This window comes from Reyranella sp. (assembly GCF_017305915.1).
GTDB lineage: Bacteria > Pseudomonadota > Alphaproteobacteria > Reyranellales > Reyranellaceae > Reyranella.
On sequence record NZ_JAFKJN010000005.1, the window covers coordinates 351,791 to 370,439 of the forward strand.

Sequence of the window (18,649 nt, forward strand, 5' to 3'; positions counted from 1 at the left end):
TGACACGTGATCAAAGTGTGGCGCACAGCGCACACCCCTGGACGCCCCGGGGCATCGGAAGAAAAGAACGCGTTTTCAGGGGATTTTCTGCACCATGGCCGACATCGCAGTCGGGTTTGTATCGGATAGGTTGCGCGGTCACACTCTGATCACAGACGAGAGGTGCCATGCGGAGCATCGAGGGGCGCCCATCCCAGCAGCCGGCTGACGGCCGGCATCGCCGTCGAACTGCGATAGGGGCACGCAGGTCCGTCATCCCAGCTGGCGCTTGAGCTCCGACCAGCGGTCGAGGATCGGCATGAGCTTGTCCGCCTTCTCGGCCGGCAGGGTGAACACCACCCGGTCGATCTCGAGGTCCTGACAGAGCTTCAGCCGGTCGAGATTGTCGGGATGGCGGAAGACGCTGATCGGCAGGCTCTTGGGGTCGCGGCCGGCGTCGGCCGCCATCTTGCGGAAGGTGTGGATCGACTGGATGCCCTCGGTCTCCAGCCAGTCGTCGCGCGGGATCCAGCCGTCGCCGTAGCGGAAGGCGCGCTTGGCGGCATATTCCAGCCGGCCGCCGACGATGATCGGCGGATGCGGCTTCTGGTAGGGCTTGGGCCACATCTTCATCTTGTCGAACTTCACGAACTCGCCGTGATACTCGGGCTCCTCGTTGGCCCAGATCGCCTTCATCGCCTCGATGCGCTCGCGCGCGAGCTTGTGGCGGCTCTTGAAGGCGGTGCCGTGGTTCTCGATCTCGTCCTGGTTCCAGCCGTTGCCGACGCCGAACAGGAAGCGGCCATTGGAAAGCTGGTCGATCGTCGCCACCGCCTTGGCGGTGATGATCGGATCGCGCTGCACGATCAGGGCGATGCCGGTGCCGACCTTGAGCTTGGTCGTCACCGTCGCCGCCGCGTTCAGCACCAGGAACGGATCCATGATGTCGTAGTACGGCCGGATCAGGCCGCCGCCCGCCGGATAGGCCGTCTTGCGCGACGACGGGATGTGCGTGTGCTCCGGCACCCACAGCGATTCGAAGCCGCGCTTCTCCAGCTCCATCGCCAGCGGCGCCGGTCGCATGGAGTCTGTCGTGAAAAACATGACGGCGCCGATCTTCATGGCTTCGCTTCTCCCGTTTCGAGACCAGTGTAGGATGATCGGGCATGACGACGCACGCCCCGCCGAAAACCGCCGATCCGGATCATTTGACGGCGGCGCTTCGCAGAGCGGGTGTGCTCGAGAGCGGCCGCGTCGCCGCGGCGCGGGTCGTGCATTCCTTCCCGACCCTGCTGTCGCAGTTCCATCGCCTGAAGCTCGACTACGAGGGCGCCGACGGACCGCGCCATCTCTACCTCAAGACCGACCTGGCCGGTCGGCCGACCCCGGGCTGGGACAGCGGCCCCCGCGAGGTCGCCTTCTACACCACCGTCGCGCCGGCGACGCCACCCGGCCTGCTGCCGCGCTGCTTCGAGGCGGCGAGCGCGCCGGACGGCGCCTGGCACCTGCTGCTCGAGGACCTGACCGACACGCACTCCATCGCCACCCAGTGGCCCCTGCCGCCGACTCTCGCGCAGAGCGAGGCGATCGTGCGCTGCCGGGCGCGCTTCCAGGCGGCGTGGTGGGACCATCCGCGGCTCGGCGGAGAGGTCGGCACCTGGGCGTCGGACGCCGAAATCGACGTGTGGACCGCCGGGCTGGTCAAGGAGTACGAGGCCTTCGCCGACGCGCTCGGCGAACGGCTGCCGCCGCATCGGCGCGAGCTCTATGAGAGGCTATTCGCCCACGCGCCCAAGCTGCAGCAGCGCTACCGCAACCATCGCCACCAGACGGTCATCCAGGGCGACTCCCATTTCTGGAACTGTTTCCTCGCCAAGGACGCGAGCGGCACGCCGCGCCTGTTCGACTGGGACGGCTGGCGTGCGACGATCGGGGCCGAAGATCTCGCCTACATGATCGCCATGCACTGGTACCCCGACTTGCGCCGACGCACCGAGCGGCGCCTGCTCGATGCCTTCCATGAAGAGCTGCTGGCCGGCGGCGTGACCAGCTACGACCGGCGCGCGCTGCAGGACGACTATCGGCTCACGGTGCTGTGGCAGATCACGCGACCGATCTGGCTGCGCGCCGCCGGTATCCCGCCCGTGATCTGGTGGCCTCACCTCGAGCGCATCCACCTCGCCGCCGACGACCTCGATTGCCGCGAGCTGCTTGGCTAATCTTCAGGGCTAGTTCAGCCGCGCCGCCTGGGCCATCACCTCGATCGCTTCGGGTTGGCGCGAGCGGACGCTGAGCGAATCGGCACCCGATTCCTCCCAGGCCCGATAGCGCTGCTTGATGCGGGCGGCCGGCCCTACGAGCGACTTCAGATCGACCCATTCGTCGGGAACGGCGGCGATCGCCTCGTCCTTGCGCTTGGCGAGGTAGAGCTCCTGGATGCGCTTGGCGGCGTCGCCGAAGCCGCGGCGCACCATGATGTCGTTGTGGAAGTTCTTGGTCTTGTGGCCCATGCCGCCGACATAGAGCGCGACCTCGGGCTTCAGCTTCTGCAGCGCCGTCTTCACGTCGTTCTCGACCTCGACATGGACCGAGGCCTGGATGGTGAAGTTGTGGAAGCCCTTGCCGTTGCCGGCGCGACGGAAGCCCTCCTCGAGCCACGGCCGGTATTCCTCCATCGCGCCGGGCACGAAGCCCATCGGCAGCCAGCCGTCGGCGATCTCGGCGGCGAGCTTGACCGTCGTCTCGCTGCCGGTCGCGAGATAGATCGGGATCTGGTTCATGTGCAGGATCGACTTCAGCGGCTTGGCCAGTCCCGCCGAGCCCGGGCCGGTGTAAGGCAGCGAGATCTCCTTGCCCTCGTGCGTCACTGGCGCCTCGCGCGCAAAGATCTTGCGCATGATCGCCACGTAATCCTTCATCCGGTAGTACGGCCGGCCCCACGGCTGGCCGTACCAGCCCTCGACGATCTGCGGGCCGGAGACGCCGAGCCCGGCGATGAAGCGGCCGCCGCCGGCCAGCGCATCGACCGTCGCCGCCGACATCGCGGCGTTCGCGGGCGTGCGCGCGGCGAGCTGCATGATGCCGGTGCCGAGCTTGATGCGCTCGGTCTTGGCGGCGAGGAAGGCGAGCGGCGTTACGGCATCGGATCCGTAGGCCTCGGCCGTCCACACCGAATCGTAGCCGAGCTGCTCGGCGCGCTGCACGAGCGCGACCGGAACGTCGAGATGCGCCCGGGAGTAGCCGATCGACAGGCCGAGTTTCATGCGGTTCCCCTGATTTTTCGCGGTCGACTATAGCATTAGGGCGGAATTGTGGGCGCAACCTCGCGGTCGCGAACCGGTTATCTGGTCGTCTTCATAGCCTACAGGAGACCACCATGAGGCAAGTCGGGATTCTGCTCGCCGCCGTTGTGTTGGCCGGAACCGTGGGCGCCTGCGCCGATCCGTACTACGGATATCGCAATCGCAGCTACGCCTACACGTCGGACTACTACTATCCGAACTACTACTCGAGCCGCCCGGTCTACTACTCGAGCGCGCCGGTCTACTACGGCCAGCCGTACTACTATGGCCCGAACTATTACGGGTCGCGGTACGACTACTACCGCAACTACAACGGCATCCACTCCACCAACGAAGTGAGCGCGATGTAACGGCTGCGGCCGCGCATCGAGCGGAGGAATTCATGATGAAAACCGTCGTCTTCGGCGTCGCCGTCGTCGTCCTCGCCGCTCTGACCGCCGGCTGCGGCTACTCGGAGCGCACCTACGCCGTCCAGGCGCCAGGCCCGGCCTACGAGCGGCCGGTCGCGGTGCCGGGCGCCGAGTACTACGGCGACCGCTACTATTCGAACGGCTACTACTATTACCCGTCGAGCGGCCGATACGTCCGCGTCTACTGACTAGGACGCGCGCCGCACGGCGGCGGCGACCGCATTGATCGAGTCGAGGCTCATATGCGGCCCGATGGGCAGGCTGAGCACCGTCTCGGCGAGCGTCTCCGCCAGCGGAAACGATCCGCGCGGCAGGCCCAGATCGGCGTAGGCCTGCTGCAGATGCGGCGGAATGGGATAGTGGATCAGTGAGCCGATACCGGCCGCGTCGAGCGCTTTCACGAGCTCGGCGCGGTTCTTCGTGCGCACGACATAGAGATGCCACACCGGCTCGGCCCATTGCGGCACCCGCGGCAGGCCGAGTGAGGCGATTCCCGCCAGCCGGTCGTCGTAGCGCGCCGCCAGCACGCGGCGCCGCTCGTTCCAGTCGTCGAGCTTCTCGAGCTTGACCCGCAGGAATGCCGCCTGCATCTCGTCGAGGCGCGAGTTGTAGCCGCGCTCGATGTTCACATATTTGACCTTGCTGCCGTAGTTGCGCAGCGCGCGCAGCCGGTCGGCCAGCGCGGCATCGTCCGTCGTGACCGCGCCGCCGTCACCGAAGGCCCCGATGTTCTTGGTCGGGAAGAAGCTGTGCGCGCCGGCATGGCCCAGCGCGCCGGCGCGCCGGCCGCGCACCTTCGCGCCCTGCGCTTGCGCCACGTCCTCGATCACCTTCAGGCCGTGCCTATCCGCGAGCGCCATGATGGCGTCCATGTCGGCTGGCTCGCCGTAGAGATGAACCGGCATGATGGCGCGCGTGCGCGGCGTGATCGCCGCGGCGATGCGGTCGGGATCGATGTTGGGGCCGGCCGGCGTCGGCTCGACCGGCACGACCGTGGCGCCCACCGCCGTCACCGCCAGCCAGGTCGCGATGTAGGTGTTGGAGGGCACGATCACCTCGTCGCCCGCGCCGATGTTCCAGCCGCGCAGCACCAGCTCCAGCGCCTCCAGGCCGTTGCCCAGCCCGATGCAATGGCGCGTGCCGCAGAAGGCGGCGTATTCCTGCTCGAAGGCATCGACCTCCTTGCCCAGCACGAACCATCCCGACTCCATGACCCGCGCGTAGGCAGCGTCCAGCTCCGGCTTCAGCTCGGCATAGGCGGACTTGAGGTCGAGGAATGGGATCACGTGTTCATCTCTCTTTGGGCCAGCTCGCGCTTGAAGGTTTCGTAGTCGCGCAGGTACTCGGCCTCGTCGAACAGGGTCGAGGCGGCCACCAGGATGGTCGTCTCAGGCGCGAAGTCGGTCAACTCGTGCCAGATCCACGGCGGCAGGTAGAGCGCCTGGGTCGGGTCCTCGAGCGCCACGGTCTCCTTGGTCGTGCCGTCGTCGAGATGGACGCGGCAGCCGCCGTGCATCGCGATGAGCACAAGCTGCGTCTCGCGATGGGCATGCCGGCCGCGCCACTGGCCGGCGGCGATGTGATGCAGCCAGAACAGGCGCTTGGGCGGGAAGTCGAGCCCCTTGCCGAGCTGCAGGAAGTTGACGCTGCCGCGCGCATCCGCTGCGCGGGGCACGGCGATCCAACGGCAGCCGCGGGCCTTCAGGGTGTCGGTCATGCTCTGATCGGTGTCCGAAGTTTGCGCGCCTGCATGTACACTACTCCGCTCAGGGCGACCAAGCCGCCGACGATCTGATAGGCGTTGGGCATGAACCCGTACGCCACAGCCCACAATACGGCGAAGAATGGCACGAGATTGACCCACAGCGAGGCGATCGGCACCCCCAGCCGGCTGGCGCCGACGTTCCAGTAGTAGCCGCCCAGCCCGCTCGCCAGCACCGCGGTCGCGAGCAGCTGTGTCCACACCCAGCCATCATCGACACTGAACGGCTGCCGCGACCGGCCGAGCGCCACCAGCACGCCGGCGATCAGGATCAGCCAGCCCAGCGCCGACAGCGAGGCGACATAGGCGCGATGAAGCTGGCTCGCGCGGTCGAACCAGGCCTGGGCCTTGAGGCTGTAGACCGTCCAGATCGCGCTGCTCAGCAGCACGATGATCTCGCCGCCGCGGAAGGTCGCCTCGCGGCCGAGCAGGCTGCCCGAGGCCAGGATCAGGCCGCCCGTCACCGTCAGGCAGAGCGCGACGCCGAAGCCCGGGTCGAAGGCCTGGCGCGTCATCAGCCAGACGGTGGCGGCGGACACCAACGGCCCCGCGATGCCCACCGCCGCGGCGGTGATCGGATTGCTGAGATAGATGCCGAAGGCGTAGACGGCGAAGAACCCGCCCATCAGGAAGCCCAGCGCCAGGAAGCGACCGAGCGGCAGGCCGATGCGCAGCGCCTTTCGCCCCTCGACCAGCCAAAGCAGCACCGCCAGCGCTGCGGTCGCTGCCGCCGTCCGGACCGCGGCCATCGGCAGCAGGTCGAAGTAGCCCAGCATCACCTTGGTGACGGGCAGGTTGGCGCCCCAGCTCGCGCCGACGAACAGCATGGCGGCGAAAGCGCCGAAGAGGTGACGACGAGCCCTTCCTCCCCCGTCAGCGGGGGAGGTGCCCGCGTCATCGCGGACGGAGGGGTCAGGAGCGACAGACGTGCGGTTGCTCATGACCCCTCCGCCGCCGAAGACGGCGGCACCTCCCCATATAAATGGGGAGGAAGGGCTACGAGCGTCACCACTTTATTTGCGCCGCACCGCCTCGTAGCCGACCCGGCAGTCGCCGTAGACGTCGGGCTTCTCGGTCGAGACGCGCGCCTCGATCACGCCGGGCTGGGCGAGGCAGAGGTCGAGGATGGCGTCGACCAGCGTCTCCTGCAGGTTGAAGTGTCGGCTGCCGGCCAATGCCACGATGCCGCCATGCACCACGTCGTAGTTCAGCACGTTGGCGATGCGGTCGTTGTGCGCCTTCTCCGCCGGCGCCAGCTCGAGGTCGACATTGACCACGACGGTCTGCGGCCCTTCCTTCTCGAAATCGTGGATGCCGATCGAGACCTTGAGGCGGAAATCCCGCAGGAAGATGCGGCGGCTCACTTGTTTTTTTCCTTGAAGAAGGCGACGTCGCGCGGCCGGCCGGTGAGATGCTCGCCGGCATCGACGATCAGCGTGTCGCCGCTGACGCTGGGCGTCGCCACGATGTAGCGCAGCGCGCGCACCAGGTCGTCGGGGCTGACGCCGACCGCCAAGGGGTTGGCGACGTGCTGCTCGGCGAACCTGGCCGCCGTCTGGTGCAGCCCCTGCATCGTGAGGCCGGGCGCAATGCCCATCACCCGCACCCTGGGGGCCAGCGCCTGGGCCAGCAGATGGGTGACGCCGTGCAGGCCGATCTTGGACACCGTGTAGGTCAGGAAGTCGGGATTGAGGTTGAAGAGCTTCTGGTCCTCGAGATTGATGACCAGCCCGACCTCGCCCTTGGGCAACTGCCGCGTCAGCGCCTGGGCGATCAGCAGCGGCGCGCGGGCGTTGATCGCCATGTGCTTGTCGAACGCCACCGCCGTCGCGTTGGGCGCGCGGTCGAGCTCGAAGATCGAGGCGTTGTTGACGGCACAGACCAGCTTGACGCCCGGCGCGGTGCAGCGGCCGACCAGCGCCTCGGCCTGCTTGGCGGACGCCAGATCGGCCTTCACCGCCTTGGCTTTGCCGCCTTGGGCCTGGATCTCGGCCACGGTCTGGCGCGCGCCCTCGGCCGAGCGGTTGTGGTGCACGAAGACGAAATAGCCGTCCTCGGCCAGCGCCATCGCCAGCGCCCGGCCGATGCGCATGCCCGCCCCGGTGACAAGGGCCCCCTTCAATTTGCTCTCTCCAGCATGCCGGTCTAGTAGCATGCGCCCATGAGTTCGTCCCCGTTCGAAACGGTCGACTGCGTGGTGATCGGCGCCGGCGTGGTCGGTCTCGCCGTCGCCCGCGCGCTTGCCCTTGCCGGCCGTGAGGTCATCGTCGTCGAGGCCGCCGAAGGCATCGGCACCGAAACCAGCTCGCGCAATTCCGAGGTCATCCACGCCGGCATCTACTATCCCAAGGGCAGCCTGATGGCCGAGACCTGCGTCGCCGGCCGGCGTCTGCTCTATACCTATTTCGCCGAGCACGGCGTGCCGCATCGCAATTGCGGCAAGCTGATCGTCGCCACCAACGCACAGGAAGCGGAGCTCTTGCAGTCGATCAAGGGCCGCGCCGAGGCCAATGGCGTCGAGGGCATGCGCTTCCTGAGCGCTGCCGAAGCGATGGCGATGGAGCCCAACCTGTACTGCACGGCGGCGCTGCTGTCGCCCGCCACCGGCATCGTCGACAGCCACAGCTACATGCTGGCGCTGCAGGGCGATGCCGAGGCCAACGGCGCGATGCTCGCCTTCTTCAGCCCGGTCGAGCGGGCGCGCGCCACCGACGGCGGCATCGAGCTCGAGGTCGGCGGCGCCGAGCCGATGAAGCTGCGCGCGCGCCTGGTGGTGAACTCGGCCGGCCTGCATGCGCCGACGCTGGCCGCCAAGATCGCGGGCATGCCGGCAGACAAGATCCCGACCGCCTACTATGCCAAGGGCAATTACTTCACGCTGAGCGGCCGCTCGCCCTTCTCGCGGCTGATCTATCCCGTGCCGGTGCCGGGCGGGCTCGGCGTGCACATCACCGTCGATCTCGGCGGCCAGGCCAAGTTCGGGCCGGACGTCGAATGGATCCCGGGCATCGACTACTCGGTCGATCCGCACCGCGCCGACAAGTTCTACGCCGCCGTGCGCAAATACTGGCCGGAGCTGAAGGACGGCGCCCTTCAGCCGGGCTACGCCGGCATCCGGCCCAAGATCGTGCCGCAGGGCGCGCCAGCGCAGGATTTCACCATCCAGGGGCCGGCCCAGCACGGTGTCACAGGATTGATCAATCTCTTCGGCATAGAGTCTCCCGGACTCACCGCCTCGCTGGCACTCGCGGAGAAAGTGCGGGCGCTCGGCGGCAACGCCTGATCGAAGGAGGATCACATGGCCGTAAAGATCGTTCGCACTGCATCTGCCCACTGGACCGGCGGCCTGCGCGACGGCAAGGGCGCGATCTCGCTCGAGTCGGGCGCGATGAAGGACTACCCCTACGGCTTCGCCGCCCGCTTCGAGGGCCAGAAGGGCACCAACCCCGAGGAGCTGCTCGGCGCCTCGCATGCCGGCTGCTTCACCATGGCGCTGTCGCTGATTCTGGGAGAGGCCAAGCTGACCGCGACCGAGATGAGCACCTCCGCCAAGGTCACGCTGGAGCAGGTCGAGGGCGGTTTCTCGATCACCGCCGTGCATCTCACGCTCCGCGCCAAGATTCCCGGCACCGACCAGAAGACCTTCGAGGAGCTGGCCAACAAGGCCAAGGCCGGCTGCCCGATCTCCAAGGTGCTGAAGGCTGACATCACGCTCGACGCCAAGCTCGAGGGCTGATCTTCGTCTCACGCCGTGAGACCCGCTCCGACGCCGATGGTACAAGGATCTGCGCGTCCGGAGTTTCAAAGTCTCCGGCGCCCCGGGGGGCAGTGGACCGGGGGCCCGGGGTGGCTCGGTGATCGACACGGCGTTGGTGCGACGCGTCGCGCCGTGCCGCTCATGCTCATCCCTGCATATTCCTCAGGAATCGTGCCGACGGCACGCGGCGAATTTCCATCGGGGCAAAAAGAAAAGAGCGGCACGGCGTGCCGCGCTCCTTGCAACCGCTCCGCGGAAGCGCGTTCCGGGGGCTAGTGCCGCTGCGCCCTGTTCGCTAATGCTGGATCAACTCCAGCGGGGACAGGAAACGATGATCAAGACGCGCTTCACCGAGATGTTCGGCATCAAGCACCCGATCGTGCAGGGCGGCATGCAGTGGGTCGGGCGGGCGGAGCTTGCCTCGGCGGTGTCGAACGCCGGCGCACTCGGCGTCCTGACCGGTCTCACCCAGCCGACGCCGGAGGATCTTGCCAAGGAGATCAAGCGCTGCCGCGAGATGACCGACCAGCCGTTCGGCGTGAACCTCACCATCCTGCCGACCCTGGTGCCGCGGCCCTACGGTGAATACATCGACGCGATCTGCCAGTCGGGCGTGAAGATCGTCGAGACCGCGGGCAACAACCCCAAGCCGTTCCTGCCGAAGTTCAAGGAAGTCGGCATCAAGGTCATCCACAAGTGCACCTCGGTGCGCCACGGCATCTCGGCCGAGAAGGCCGGCGTCGACGCGATCTCGATGGACGGCTTCGAATGCGCCGGCCACCCCGGCGAGGACGACGTCCCCAACCTCGTGCTGCTGCCCGCCGCGGCCAACGTGATCAAGATCCCGATGCTCGCCTCTGGCGGCTTCGCCGATGCGCGCGGCCTGGTTGCGGCGCTGGCGCTGGGCTGCGACGGCATCAACATGGGCACCCGCTTCATGGCGACCAAGGAAGCGCCGATCCATCAGAACGTGAAGGAGAAGATCGTCTCCTCCGACGAGCGCTCGACCTCGCTGATCTTCCGCACCATGCGCAACACCAGCCGCGTCTACGGCAACTCGGTCGCCAAGAAGGCAATCGAGATGGAGACCGAGGGCAAGACCATCCAGGAGATCGGCCCGATCGTGTCGGGCGCCAAGGGCCGCATCGTCTACGAGACCGGCGACCTCGAGCATGGCGTGTGGTCGGCCGGCACCTGCATGGGCCTGATCAACGACATCCCGAGCTGCAAGGAACTGGTCGAGCGCATCGTCGGCGAGGCCGAGGGCATGATCAAAGGCCGGCTGGCCCAGGCGGTCGCCGCCTAGCGGCTCGGGCGCCAGCGCGCCCAGTACCAACGCACGATCAGCCCGACGACCGGCGACGGCAATGTTGCAGCCGCAGCGACGAGCCCGACCTCGGCAAACAGGCAGCTCCAGCCTTTCAGCTCGCCGGTCAGGCAGTCGCGCATGATGACGGTCCAGACCAGTCCGGCGATGAACAGCGGGTTGGCGACGATGGCGACCAGCCAGAGCTTCCACGCTGAAGCATCGAATTTGGGCCGCCACCAGCAGACCAGCGCGCCCACGACCGCCGCCGCGGCGAGGCCGGCGCCGAACACCAGCACCGCCGTCAGATCGAGGAAAGCGCCGCCGACCAGGCCCGTGATCAGCGCGCCGATCACGTGGCCATAGACGAAGGACGGGATCCGGCGCACGGCTCAGGCGGCGATGTGCTTGGCCACCGCTTCAGGGTGGAAGTCGAGCATGCCGTGATTGCCGCCGGCGATCGCCTCCATGCGCGCGCCGGGCACGAGCTTCATCAGCGCACGACCCATCGCTGGAATGACCTCTGGGCTTCGGTCGCCCCACACCATCAGGATCGGCAAGGCGAGTCCGCCAAGCTGCTCGGCGGTCATGTCGGCGGCGAAGCTCGAGCGCACGTCAAGCACGTTGCGCGGGGCGTTGGTGTTGAGATAACCGCGCACCGGATCGGGCAGGCGCGTGAACGCGCCCTTGCCGAACCAGTAGTCGATCATCAGCCCGACCGCGTCGGCTTCGCCCGAATCGACGCGCTTGACATAGGCCTCGAAGAAGTCCCGCACCGGCGGCAATGTCGGATCGTCCACGAGTTTCAGGCCGCACTGGAACATCGGCTCGAGCAGGGTGAGCTTCGTCACGGCGCCGGGCTTCACCTGCAAGGTCGCCGCCAATGCCACCAGCCCGCCGTAGGAATGGCCGGCAACGGCGGCCGGGCCGACGTTCTCGATCAGGCGGGCGATCGCGGTGCCCATCAGGGCGGCGCGACCCTCGGGCTCGTCCCGGACAGGATCCGACGCGCCATAGCCCGGCAGATCGGGCATCACCAGCCGGAAGCGGTCCTTCAGGAACGGCACGACGCGGATCCAGGCGCGGCCGTCGGCCGGCGAGCCATGGACCAGGACCAGCGCCGGCCCGCTGCCCTCTTCGCGCCAGTTGAGCTTGCGTCCGTCGCCCCACTCCAGAGTCGGCATCCTAGATTGGTATCACGCCGCGTCTCGGAGAAGTCGTCGCGTATGTTTCGTTGGATACGGGAGCGCCCAGGGCGATCAAGGCGGCGCGCTGCTCGCGCGGCGGGATGCGCACGATGGCGTCCTCGATCCGGGCAAGCTTCTGGAACGGCGACGTCGCGAGCGTGCGGGACATCCAGCCCGCCGTCTTCGGCCAGCGCGCCGAATCGATCTGGAAGCGCACGAAGGCGACGGTGCGGAAGAAGCAGGCCGGCGCGATGTCGGCCAGCGACAGCGCACTGAACTTGAATCCGTCCGCCGGCGCTTCGCTTTCGAGATAGTCGAGCACCGTCGGCACCTCTTCGGTCAGCGTCTTCTCGGTGAGCGCGCGATCGCCCTTCTCGCCCCACACCGCGGGCTTGATGGCGATGTGATTGAAGTAGCGCCAGATCAGCACGTCGCCCATGCGCGTGTCGGCGAACTCCTCCAGCCAGCGGGCGCGTGCCCGGCTGCGGATCTCTCTCGGATAGAGCGCCGGCTCGGGTTTGAGCTCGTCGAGGTACTCGCAGATCACGCTGGAATCGGTGAGCTCCAGGTCGCCGTCCACCAGCACCGGGATGCGGCGCAGCGGACTCAGCCTGGAGAACCGGTCGTCGCCGAAGAACGGCGCGAAATGGTCGACCTCGTAGGGGATGCCCTTGGCCTCCAGGCAGACCAGCACCTTGCGGACATAGGGCGAGAGATAGCTGCCGACGACGAGCAGGGGTTTCATGGGCGACCCTCTTGCATGTTGTACGCGATCGCTTCCATTCAATCAGGCGGTCGTGGCAGCGGCCGTGGCCGCAACAACCAGCGCAGGCCGACGCCGACCAGCGGCGGCAGCAGGCAGACGCCGACCACCAGCGGGCCGATGTCGCCGAACAGGCAGGCCGGGCCCTTGGCTTTGCCGATCACGCAGTCGGCGGCGTCGGCGGCAAAGAACAGCGCCACCAGCAGCAATGGGTTGGCCAGCGCGCCGACGAGCCAGAGCTGCCAGCCCGGCCCGTTCCAGCCGGGCCAGATCTTGCAGATGAAGACGCTGGCCAGCGCGCCGATGCCCATGGCGATGGCGAAGCCGACGATCGACGAGGCATTGACGAACAGGCCGCCGAGCGCGCCGATCAGAACGGCGCCCGCGACCTGGCCGATCGGAAACGGCAACATGCGATGCCTAGACCGACGTCACACCAGGTTGATGCGGCAGCCGCACAGCTCGATCTGCGCCGGGCTCGACGGAACGTGAGCCGGCGGATGATGCCGCTTGTGCGCTCCGCTCAGCACGGCTTCGCGGTCGACGGTCTTGATGTCGAACGCCGAGACGCCCGGCCCGCGATCGTCGGCGATCGGCACGAAGCGGATCTCGCCGTCGTCCTCGAGCCGGATGATGTCGCCCTCGACCGGCCGGTTCAGGATCTTCGACCACAGTTCCGCCGCGGCGTCCGGATCGTGCGCCTGGATCTCGACGCCGCCCAGCCCGTTGGTCACGCCCGATTTGGCGTGCGGCAGCCAAGCCTTCGAGGCCGGCGGCCACCACAGCTTCGGCTGGACACCGGCCGGCGCCACCGTCTGGTCGATCGACAGCAGCACGCCCGCGGTGTCCGCGGGATGGAAATGTGTGTACTTGTACTCGGCGAGGTCCTTCTTCTCGACCGCGCGGACGCCGAGCGCGGTGATGCGCTCGCGTTCCCTGATCGCGTCGGGCACCTGCAGGATCACCATGTAACCACCATCGCCCTTGCGGCGATCGATGTAGCGGCCGGCCGAGGTGCCGTCCTGGATGGGCGAGACGATCTCGAGGAAGTCATGGCCGGTCGGGCAGACGACGTTGGCCAGCCCCCACTTGCCGACGCCGGGATCGCGATAGGCGATCTCGATGCCGAGGGTGTCGCACAGCTCTCGGGCGTTGCGCTCGAGGTCCTTGCAGACGAAGACGGCCTGCCTGAGCTTCATCACTCCCTCCAATTCTTCCGTTATCCGGCCTATGGTAGCGCCATGCGGACCGTGTGGACCATGGGCTTCGTGGCAGCGGCCGCCCTTTCCTTCTGTTTTCCGGATTTCATCGTCTTCCGCTTCACCCAGGCCGTGATCTGGGCGATGGCACTGATCGGGCTGGTGCTGCTGTGCGGTGTCAGCGGCCAGTTCTCCTTCGCCCAGGCGGCTTTGTACGGCATGGGCGGCTATTCGGCGGCGTTGCTGGCGACCCATACGGCGCTGCCGGCCTCGCTGGCCCTGCTGGTCGCGCCGCTGGTCGGCTATGCCGCGGGCTATGGGCTGGGTCGCGTCGCCGCCCGACACGATCTCTGGACCCAGGCGCTGATCGGCTATGCGCTGGCCATCGCCTTCCCGCAACTGCTGCGCTGGCGGGTGATCGAGCAGTGGACCGGCGGCGTGTCGGGCCTCTATCTCGACCTGCCTTCGGCGCCGTTCGAGGTCCTCAGCAGCGACCGCTGGCTGTATCTGCAGAGCCTGGCGCTGCTCGGCGCGGGCGCGTGGCTCGCCCACAACATCGTCACCAGCCGTTCCGGCCGCGCCCTGCTGGCAACGCGCGATCATGATCTGGCGGCGGCGGCACAGGGCATCGATGTCGTCGCGACGCGGGCGATCGCCACCGGGCTGGCCGGCGGCTACCTCGCCCTGGCGGGCTGCCTGTCGGCGATGCAGTACGGCTACGTCGGGCCGGTCAGCTACAACTTCGCCCTGTCGGTCCAGATGCTGTTCGGCCTGGTGGTCGGCGGCATGAACTCGATCGCGGGCGCCATCATCGGCGGCGTGGTGCTGGAGTTCCTGCCGGGGATCGTCGCTGGGCTCGGCAAGGGCCTGTCGGCGCTGCTCTATGCGGTGCTGCTGATCGGCGCCATCGTGGCGATGCCCAACGGCATCGCCGGCGCGCTCAAGTTCCTCTCCCCTGTTCGGGGGAGAGGTTAGGAGAGGGGGTCAGTAGCCCTTGAACACCGGGGCGCGCTTCTCGACGAAGGCGCGGGCGGCTTCCTTGTGGTCCTCGGTCTCGCCGGTGCGGATCATGCGCGCGGCCTCGGAGTCGAGCGCCTCGGAGAGCGTGCCCTCCTCCGCCACCTTCATGTTCTTCTTCACGTGCCACCACGCCACGCGCGGGCCGGCGGCGAGCTTCCGGGCGAAGGCCATGGTCTCGGCGTCGAGCTTGTCGTCCTCGATCACGCGGTTGGCGAGGCCGAGCTTCTCGATCTGCTCGGCGCTCAGGATCTCGGCGGTGAAGTAGAGCTCGCGCGCCTTGGCGGTGCCGACCAGCTTGTGCAGGAAATAGTGCGAGCCGAAGTCGCCCGAGAAGCCGACCTTGGCGAAGGCGGTGGTCATGCGCGCGTTCTTGCCGACGAAGCGCATGTCGGCCGCCAGCGCGATCGACAGGCCGGCGCCGGCCGCCACGCCGTTCACCATGGCGATGGTCGGCTTGCCCATCTCGTGCAGCAGCTCGGAGACGCGCATGCGGATGCGGATGTCGTGGACCTTGTCCTCGTAGGTCTTTTCCTGGTCGCGGCCGGCCGCCATCGACTTCACGTCGCCGCCGGCGCAGAACGCCTTCTCGCCCTGGCCGCGCACCACGACGCAGCCGATGGCGCGGCTCGACGCCGCTTCCTCGAGCGACTCGTTGAAGGCGTTCATCATGTCGCGCGAAAGCGCGTTCATCGCATCGGGGCGATTGAAGGTGAGCTTCATCACGCCGTCTTCGACGGACTTCAGCAGGTCGGGCATGGATCTCCTCCGGGATTGCGGATTGCGTCTGTTGCAGCGAATGTTTCCCAAAGACTGAGCCCGCGCAACGGCATTCCGTCTTGCTGCGCGGAACCTTCTGGAAGGAGCGCCCGATCCATGGCCTACGAGACCCTGCTGACGCAACTGGAAGACGGCGCCATGACCGTGACACTCAACCGGCCGGACAAGCTCAACGCGTTCAACACGGCGATGAGCCGCGAGCTCATCGACTTCTTCCACGGCGTCAACGCGATGGACGAGGTGCGGGCGATCATCGTCACCGGCGCCGGCCGCGCCTTCTGCGCTGGCGCCGACATCTCGGGCGGCAGCGGCGCCTTCCAGGTGTGGAACGACGGCAGCAAGCCGGTGAAGCGCGATCCCAGGGAGTCGATCACCTTGGCGATCTTCAACTGTCTCAAGCCGATCGTGGCGGCGATCAACGGCGCGGCGGTCGGCGTCGGCATCACCATGTGCCTGCCGATGGACATCCGCATGATCTCGACGGCAGGCAAGATCGGCTTCGTGTTCAACAAGCGCGGCATGGCGATGGAGGCCGGCTCCTCGTGGTTCCTGCCGCGCCTGGTCGGCATGCAGCAGGCGCAGGAATGGGTGATGACCGCCGAGCTGTTCGGTGCCGAGGAAGCGCTCAGGGGCGGCCTGGTGCGCTCCGTCCATGCCCCCGAGGAGCTGCTGCCCGCGGCGCAAGCACTGGCGAGGAAGTTCGCCGCCAGCGGCTCGTCGTCGGTCGCGGCCGCGGTCAACCGCCGGCTGATGTGGAGCATGATGGGCGCGCAGGATCCGCTCGACGCGGTGACGCTCGACGTCGCCTGCGTCGGCTACCTCGCCGCCGGCGCCGACGCGCAGGAAGGCATCAAGTCGTTCTTCGAGAAGCGGCCGCCGGCCTTCCCGCTCAAGCCGTCGAAGGACATGCCGCCCTTCGGGCCGTGGGCCGACTAACTGCGAAATTGGCGACTTGGAACGTATCGCCCGCCGGCGTCTAATGGCGGCCTCGTCGGAGGTGCCCATGTCGCCTGACTCAGCGTTCGCTTCGAGTACGACCGACCCTCTCTACAAGGCCCTCGAGGAACGCATCCTCGACCGCGACCAGAAAGGCGCGAGCGAGGTCTACTACGGCCTTGTGAAATCGGGCCGGCCGCTGCCGGAGATGCTGCGCGAGGCGGTGCGCATCCATGCGCCCTACACCCACGTGCCCTATCACGAGCGTCTCGACGACGGCTATGTGAACTTCGTCAACAACGACCATTGCCTGCTGAGCGCGCGCGCGTCGCTGCACCTGTCGAAGATGGTGCCGAGTGCGGCCGCCGGCCTGCCGCTGGCGCAAACCATCTGGTACATCCCGACCGGGCTCGACATCTGGAACCAGAAGATCGGCAAGGCGCCCGGCCACTATTCGCGCGCCATGAAGGTCGAAGGAACGCCGCCGTCGCCGGTGGTGCACTGGCCCGACCAGGAGCCGCTGGCGCTCGACGGGCCGCTGAAGCAGCGGCTGGACCATTGGGCGACGCTGGTGCATCGCGGCCAGGTGATCGACGCCTATCGCGTGTTCCTCGGCCTGATGGAGATTCCCGCCGAGCGGCGCGCGGCGCTGGCCGAGCTGGTTTTCGCCGGCCTGATCGACATTCAGGACCGCTCGTTCCAGAACCGCTCCTACACCACCGGCCACAAGTCGTTCCGCGCCCGCGCCACGGTCGAGCTGGGCGACGCGATCGGCTGGGACGCCGCGCACGACGTGCTCTATGCCGGCGCGCTCGACATCGCGGTCGGCCCGCGCTGGTACTCGCTCTACGAGGTCGCCTGCAACGCGGTGATGGTCTATCTCGGCGGCCAGACGCTGCACGCGGTGCCCTACGCCGGCGCGACCGAGCTCGAGCGCGAGATCCTCGCCAACAACAAGGCGCCGCTCAGCCAGCCGGAGTCCGACGCGCTGCTTGACGCCGTGCTGCGCCAGCCCGAGCCGGCGTACCTGCTCAAGGTCACCGAGCTCCTGAAGGCCGGCAGGAGCGCGCGCTCGATCCTCGATGCGCTGCAGGTCGGCGCTGCCCAGGTCGTGATCGAGACGCACAACGAGCTCAACTTCTCCCTGCCGCAGCACTGCTACGAGTACCACAACACGCTGGGCTGGTTCTGGGACAGCTTCGAGCATCCGCAGCGGATCAAGCTGCTCTATCTCGCGGCCGCCTATCTCAACCAGGCGGCGCACCACCAGCGGCTGACCGGCGACCTGCTGCCGCCGCGCATCGAGAAACCCGACGCTTCCGGCCTCGACGCCGAGCGCATCGCGGCCGCGGTCGAGGCCGCGACGCTGGCGCTCGACGCACCCAAGGCGGTCGGCTGGACGCAGGCCTATCTGGAGAGCGGGCACGACACGGCGCCGCTGGTGCGGGCGTTGGCGATGGCCTGCTCGCGGCTGGGCAACGATCCGCACAACCAGGAGATCGCGCTCTGCCAGCTCGAGGATTTCGGCAAGAACCGCAATCCCGGCCGCGGCCGGCTGCTGCTTGCCGCCGCCCAGCACACCGCGCGGCATCGCAAGTACGGCGATCCGCAGGATTGCAGCCGCCGCTTCGGCCAGGCGCTGGGCATCGCGTCGCTGCATTGACGTGCTGGAGGGGCGTGCCCCCAGCCAAAGTCAGCGCAAGGCAACGACCATCGCTCGGGCAACCTCGGCCGGCGACTTGCCGCCGGGCCGGTACCAGGTGCGCGTCCAGTTGAGCGCGCCCAAGAGGTGCAAGCGCCATAGGCTACGGTCGGTGCCGGCCGGCAGCGGCAGCGCCGCGACCAGCTCGACGAAGCGCTTCTCGTAGCCGTCGCGCAGGGTCACCAGCCGGCGCCGCAGCCGGCTGTCGAGCTGGCCGAGGTCCGCCGTCATAACCGCGGCGTGCGCCGCATCGGCCAGCAGCGATCCGAGATGCGCCGCGCAGGCCGCCTCGAGCCGCGGCCAGGGCCCGCGCGCCTTCTCCAGCGCCTCGTCGACCGCGGCGCCGATCTCGGCCACGCCGGCCTCATAGACGGCGGCGATCAGGTCGTTTTTCGAGGGGAAGTGGTAATACATCGAGCCGGCCAGCATGCCGGCGCGGGCCGCGATGTCGCGCATCGAGGTCGCCTCGAAGCCGTTCTTGGCGAACAGCCGGGCCGATACCGACAGGAGCTTGGCGCGCGACATGTCGGCCCGAGTCTATCAACCAAA

Annotated in this window: 23 protein-coding genes; 9 read left to right on the forward strand and 14 right to left on the reverse strand. The window is 67.8% G+C overall.

Features of this window, described 5'->3' with window-relative positions:
- Window positions 1–252: 252 nt before the first annotated feature.
- Window positions 253–1,101, reverse strand: a complete 849-nt coding sequence (locus tag J0J01_RS01765) for an LLM class F420-dependent oxidoreductase (RefSeq protein ID WP_296378413.1) — start codon at window positions 1,099–1,101, stop codon at window positions 253–255.
- Between the two features lie 44 nt (window positions 1,102–1,145).
- Here J0J01_RS01765 and J0J01_RS01770 point away from each other — a divergent pair, with 44 nt between their 5' ends.
- Window positions 1,146–2,198: an aminoglycoside phosphotransferase gene (locus J0J01_RS01770; RefSeq protein WP_296378414.1), complete on the forward strand. Its 1,053-nt coding sequence runs from the start codon at window positions 1,146–1,148 to the stop codon at window positions 2,196–2,198.
- Between the two features lie 9 nt (window positions 2,199–2,207).
- Here the strand turns inward: J0J01_RS01770 and J0J01_RS01775 are convergent, their stop codons facing one another.
- Window positions 2,208–3,242, reverse strand: a complete 1,035-nt coding sequence (locus J0J01_RS01775) for an LLM class F420-dependent oxidoreductase (protein WP_296378415.1) — start codon at window positions 3,240–3,242, stop codon at window positions 2,208–2,210.
- Window positions 3,243–3,355: 113 nt separating this feature from the next.
- Between J0J01_RS01775 and J0J01_RS01780 the strand changes: the two genes are divergently transcribed.
- Together J0J01_RS01780 and J0J01_RS01785 are read left to right on the forward strand one after the other, a co-directional pair.
- Complete coding sequence (locus J0J01_RS01780) at window positions 3,356–3,631, forward strand: hypothetical protein (RefSeq protein ID WP_296378416.1); 276 nt, start codon at window positions 3,356–3,358, stop codon at window positions 3,629–3,631.
- Between the two features lie 32 nt (window positions 3,632–3,663).
- Window positions 3,664–3,879 (forward strand): hypothetical protein, encoded by a 216-nt coding sequence (locus J0J01_RS01785; protein WP_296378417.1) that lies wholly within the window; start codon window positions 3,664–3,666, stop codon window positions 3,877–3,879.
- Here J0J01_RS01785 and J0J01_RS01790 read toward each other — a convergent pair whose 3' ends face one another.
- The 5 genes from J0J01_RS01790 to J0J01_RS01810 all read right to left on the reverse strand — a co-directional run bounded on the left by J0J01_RS01790 (window position 3,880) and on the right by J0J01_RS01810 (window position 7,575).
- Window positions 3,880–4,977: a DegT/DnrJ/EryC1/StrS family aminotransferase gene (locus J0J01_RS01790; RefSeq protein WP_296378418.1), complete on the reverse strand. Its 1,098-nt coding sequence runs from the start codon at window positions 4,975–4,977 to the stop codon at window positions 3,880–3,882. It abuts the gene before it with no gap.
- On the reverse strand, window positions 4,974–5,408 hold the full coding sequence (locus tag J0J01_RS01795) for an FdtA/QdtA family cupin domain-containing protein (RefSeq protein ID WP_296378419.1): 435 nt from the start codon (window positions 5,406–5,408) through the stop codon (window positions 4,974–4,976). Before J0J01_RS01795 ends, J0J01_RS01790 begins: the two co-directional genes overlap by 4 nt.
- The gene (locus tag J0J01_RS01800; RefSeq protein WP_296378420.1) at window positions 5,405–6,280 is read right to left on the reverse strand and encodes a DMT family transporter; all 876 of its coding nucleotides are present in this window, start codon (window positions 6,278–6,280) and stop codon (window positions 5,405–5,407) included. The genes J0J01_RS01795 and J0J01_RS01800 overlap by 4 nt, the downstream gene beginning before the upstream one ends.
- A 186-nt stretch (window positions 6,281–6,466) precedes the next feature.
- A complete protein-coding gene (locus J0J01_RS01805; protein WP_296378421.1) occupies window positions 6,467–6,817 on the reverse strand; it encodes a dihydroneopterin aldolase in 351 nt (116 codons plus the stop codon).
- A complete protein-coding gene (locus tag J0J01_RS01810; protein ID WP_296378422.1) occupies window positions 6,814–7,575 on the reverse strand; it encodes an SDR family oxidoreductase in 762 nt (253 codons plus the stop codon). The genes J0J01_RS01805 and J0J01_RS01810 overlap by 4 nt, the downstream gene beginning before the upstream one ends.
- Before the next feature lie 39 nt (window positions 7,576–7,614).
- On the opposite strand from J0J01_RS01810, the gene J0J01_RS01815 reads away from it, so the two are divergent.
- The 3 genes from J0J01_RS01815 (at window position 7,615) to J0J01_RS01825 (ending at window position 10,516) form a co-directional block, all read left to right on the forward strand.
- Window positions 7,615–8,736, forward strand: coding sequence for an NAD(P)/FAD-dependent oxidoreductase (locus J0J01_RS01815; protein WP_296378423.1), 1,122 nt, complete (start codon window positions 7,615–7,617; stop codon window positions 8,734–8,736).
- Window positions 8,737–8,751: 15 nt separating this feature from the next.
- Entirely contained in the window at window positions 8,752–9,189 is a 438-nt protein-coding gene (locus tag J0J01_RS01820) for an OsmC family protein (RefSeq protein WP_296378424.1), read from the forward strand.
- A gap of 352 nt (window positions 9,190–9,541) precedes the next feature.
- Complete coding sequence (locus J0J01_RS01825; RefSeq protein WP_296378425.1) at window positions 9,542–10,516, forward strand: nitronate monooxygenase; 975 nt, start codon at window positions 9,542–9,544, stop codon at window positions 10,514–10,516.
- Here the strand turns inward: J0J01_RS01825 and J0J01_RS01830 are convergent.
- From J0J01_RS01830 to J0J01_RS01850, 5 genes are read right to left on the reverse strand one after another with little or no spacing between them, the layout of a single operon-like run.
- Window positions 10,513–10,905, reverse strand: a complete 393-nt coding sequence (locus J0J01_RS01830) for a hypothetical protein (RefSeq protein WP_296378426.1) — start codon at window positions 10,903–10,905, stop codon at window positions 10,513–10,515. The two genes, J0J01_RS01825 and J0J01_RS01830, sit on opposite strands and share 4 nt — an antisense overlap.
- A 3-nt stretch (window positions 10,906–10,908) precedes the next feature.
- Entirely contained in the window at window positions 10,909–11,700 is a 792-nt protein-coding gene (locus tag J0J01_RS01835; protein WP_296378427.1) for an alpha/beta hydrolase, read from the reverse strand.
- 1 nt (window position 11,701) lies between these two features.
- Window positions 11,702–12,448 (reverse strand): glutathione S-transferase family protein, encoded by a 747-nt coding sequence (locus tag J0J01_RS01840; protein ID WP_296378428.1) that lies wholly within the window; start codon window positions 12,446–12,448, stop codon window positions 11,702–11,704.
- Between the two features lie 38 nt (window positions 12,449–12,486).
- Window positions 12,487–12,879, reverse strand: coding sequence for a hypothetical protein (locus J0J01_RS01845; RefSeq protein WP_296378429.1), 393 nt, complete (start codon window positions 12,877–12,879; stop codon window positions 12,487–12,489).
- Window positions 12,880–12,897: 18 nt separating this feature from the next.
- Window positions 12,898–13,665: a VOC family protein gene (locus J0J01_RS01850; protein ID WP_296378430.1), complete on the reverse strand. Its 768-nt coding sequence runs from the start codon at window positions 13,663–13,665 to the stop codon at window positions 12,898–12,900.
- A gap of 42 nt (window positions 13,666–13,707) precedes the next feature.
- Between J0J01_RS01850 and J0J01_RS01855 the strand changes: the two genes are divergently transcribed.
- Window positions 13,708–14,640 (forward strand): branched-chain amino acid ABC transporter permease, encoded by a 933-nt coding sequence (locus tag J0J01_RS01855; RefSeq protein ID WP_296378431.1) that lies wholly within the window; start codon window positions 13,708–13,710, stop codon window positions 14,638–14,640.
- A gap of 9 nt (window positions 14,641–14,649) precedes the next feature.
- Here J0J01_RS01855 and J0J01_RS01860 read toward each other — a convergent pair whose 3' ends face one another.
- Window positions 14,650–15,441 (reverse strand): enoyl-CoA hydratase, encoded by a 792-nt coding sequence (locus J0J01_RS01860; RefSeq protein WP_296378433.1) that lies wholly within the window; start codon window positions 15,439–15,441, stop codon window positions 14,650–14,652.
- A 117-nt stretch (window positions 15,442–15,558) separates the two neighbouring features.
- Here J0J01_RS01860 and J0J01_RS01865 point away from each other — a divergent pair, with 117 nt between their 5' ends.
- Together J0J01_RS01865 and J0J01_RS01870 are read left to right on the forward strand one after the other, a co-directional pair.
- Complete coding sequence (locus J0J01_RS01865; RefSeq protein ID WP_296378434.1) at window positions 15,559–16,398, forward strand: enoyl-CoA hydratase-related protein; 840 nt, start codon at window positions 15,559–15,561, stop codon at window positions 16,396–16,398.
- Window positions 16,399–16,465: 67 nt separating this feature from the next.
- On the forward strand, window positions 16,466–18,061 hold the full coding sequence (locus tag J0J01_RS01870; RefSeq protein ID WP_296378435.1) for a hypothetical protein: 1,596 nt from the start codon (window positions 16,466–16,468) through the stop codon (window positions 18,059–18,061).
- Between the two features lie 30 nt (window positions 18,062–18,091).
- Here the strand turns inward: J0J01_RS01870 and J0J01_RS01875 are convergent, their stop codons facing one another.
- Window positions 18,092–18,625, reverse strand: a complete 534-nt coding sequence (locus J0J01_RS01875) for a TetR/AcrR family transcriptional regulator (RefSeq protein WP_296378436.1) — start codon at window positions 18,623–18,625, stop codon at window positions 18,092–18,094.
- Between the last annotated feature and the right edge of the window lie 24 nt (window positions 18,626–18,649).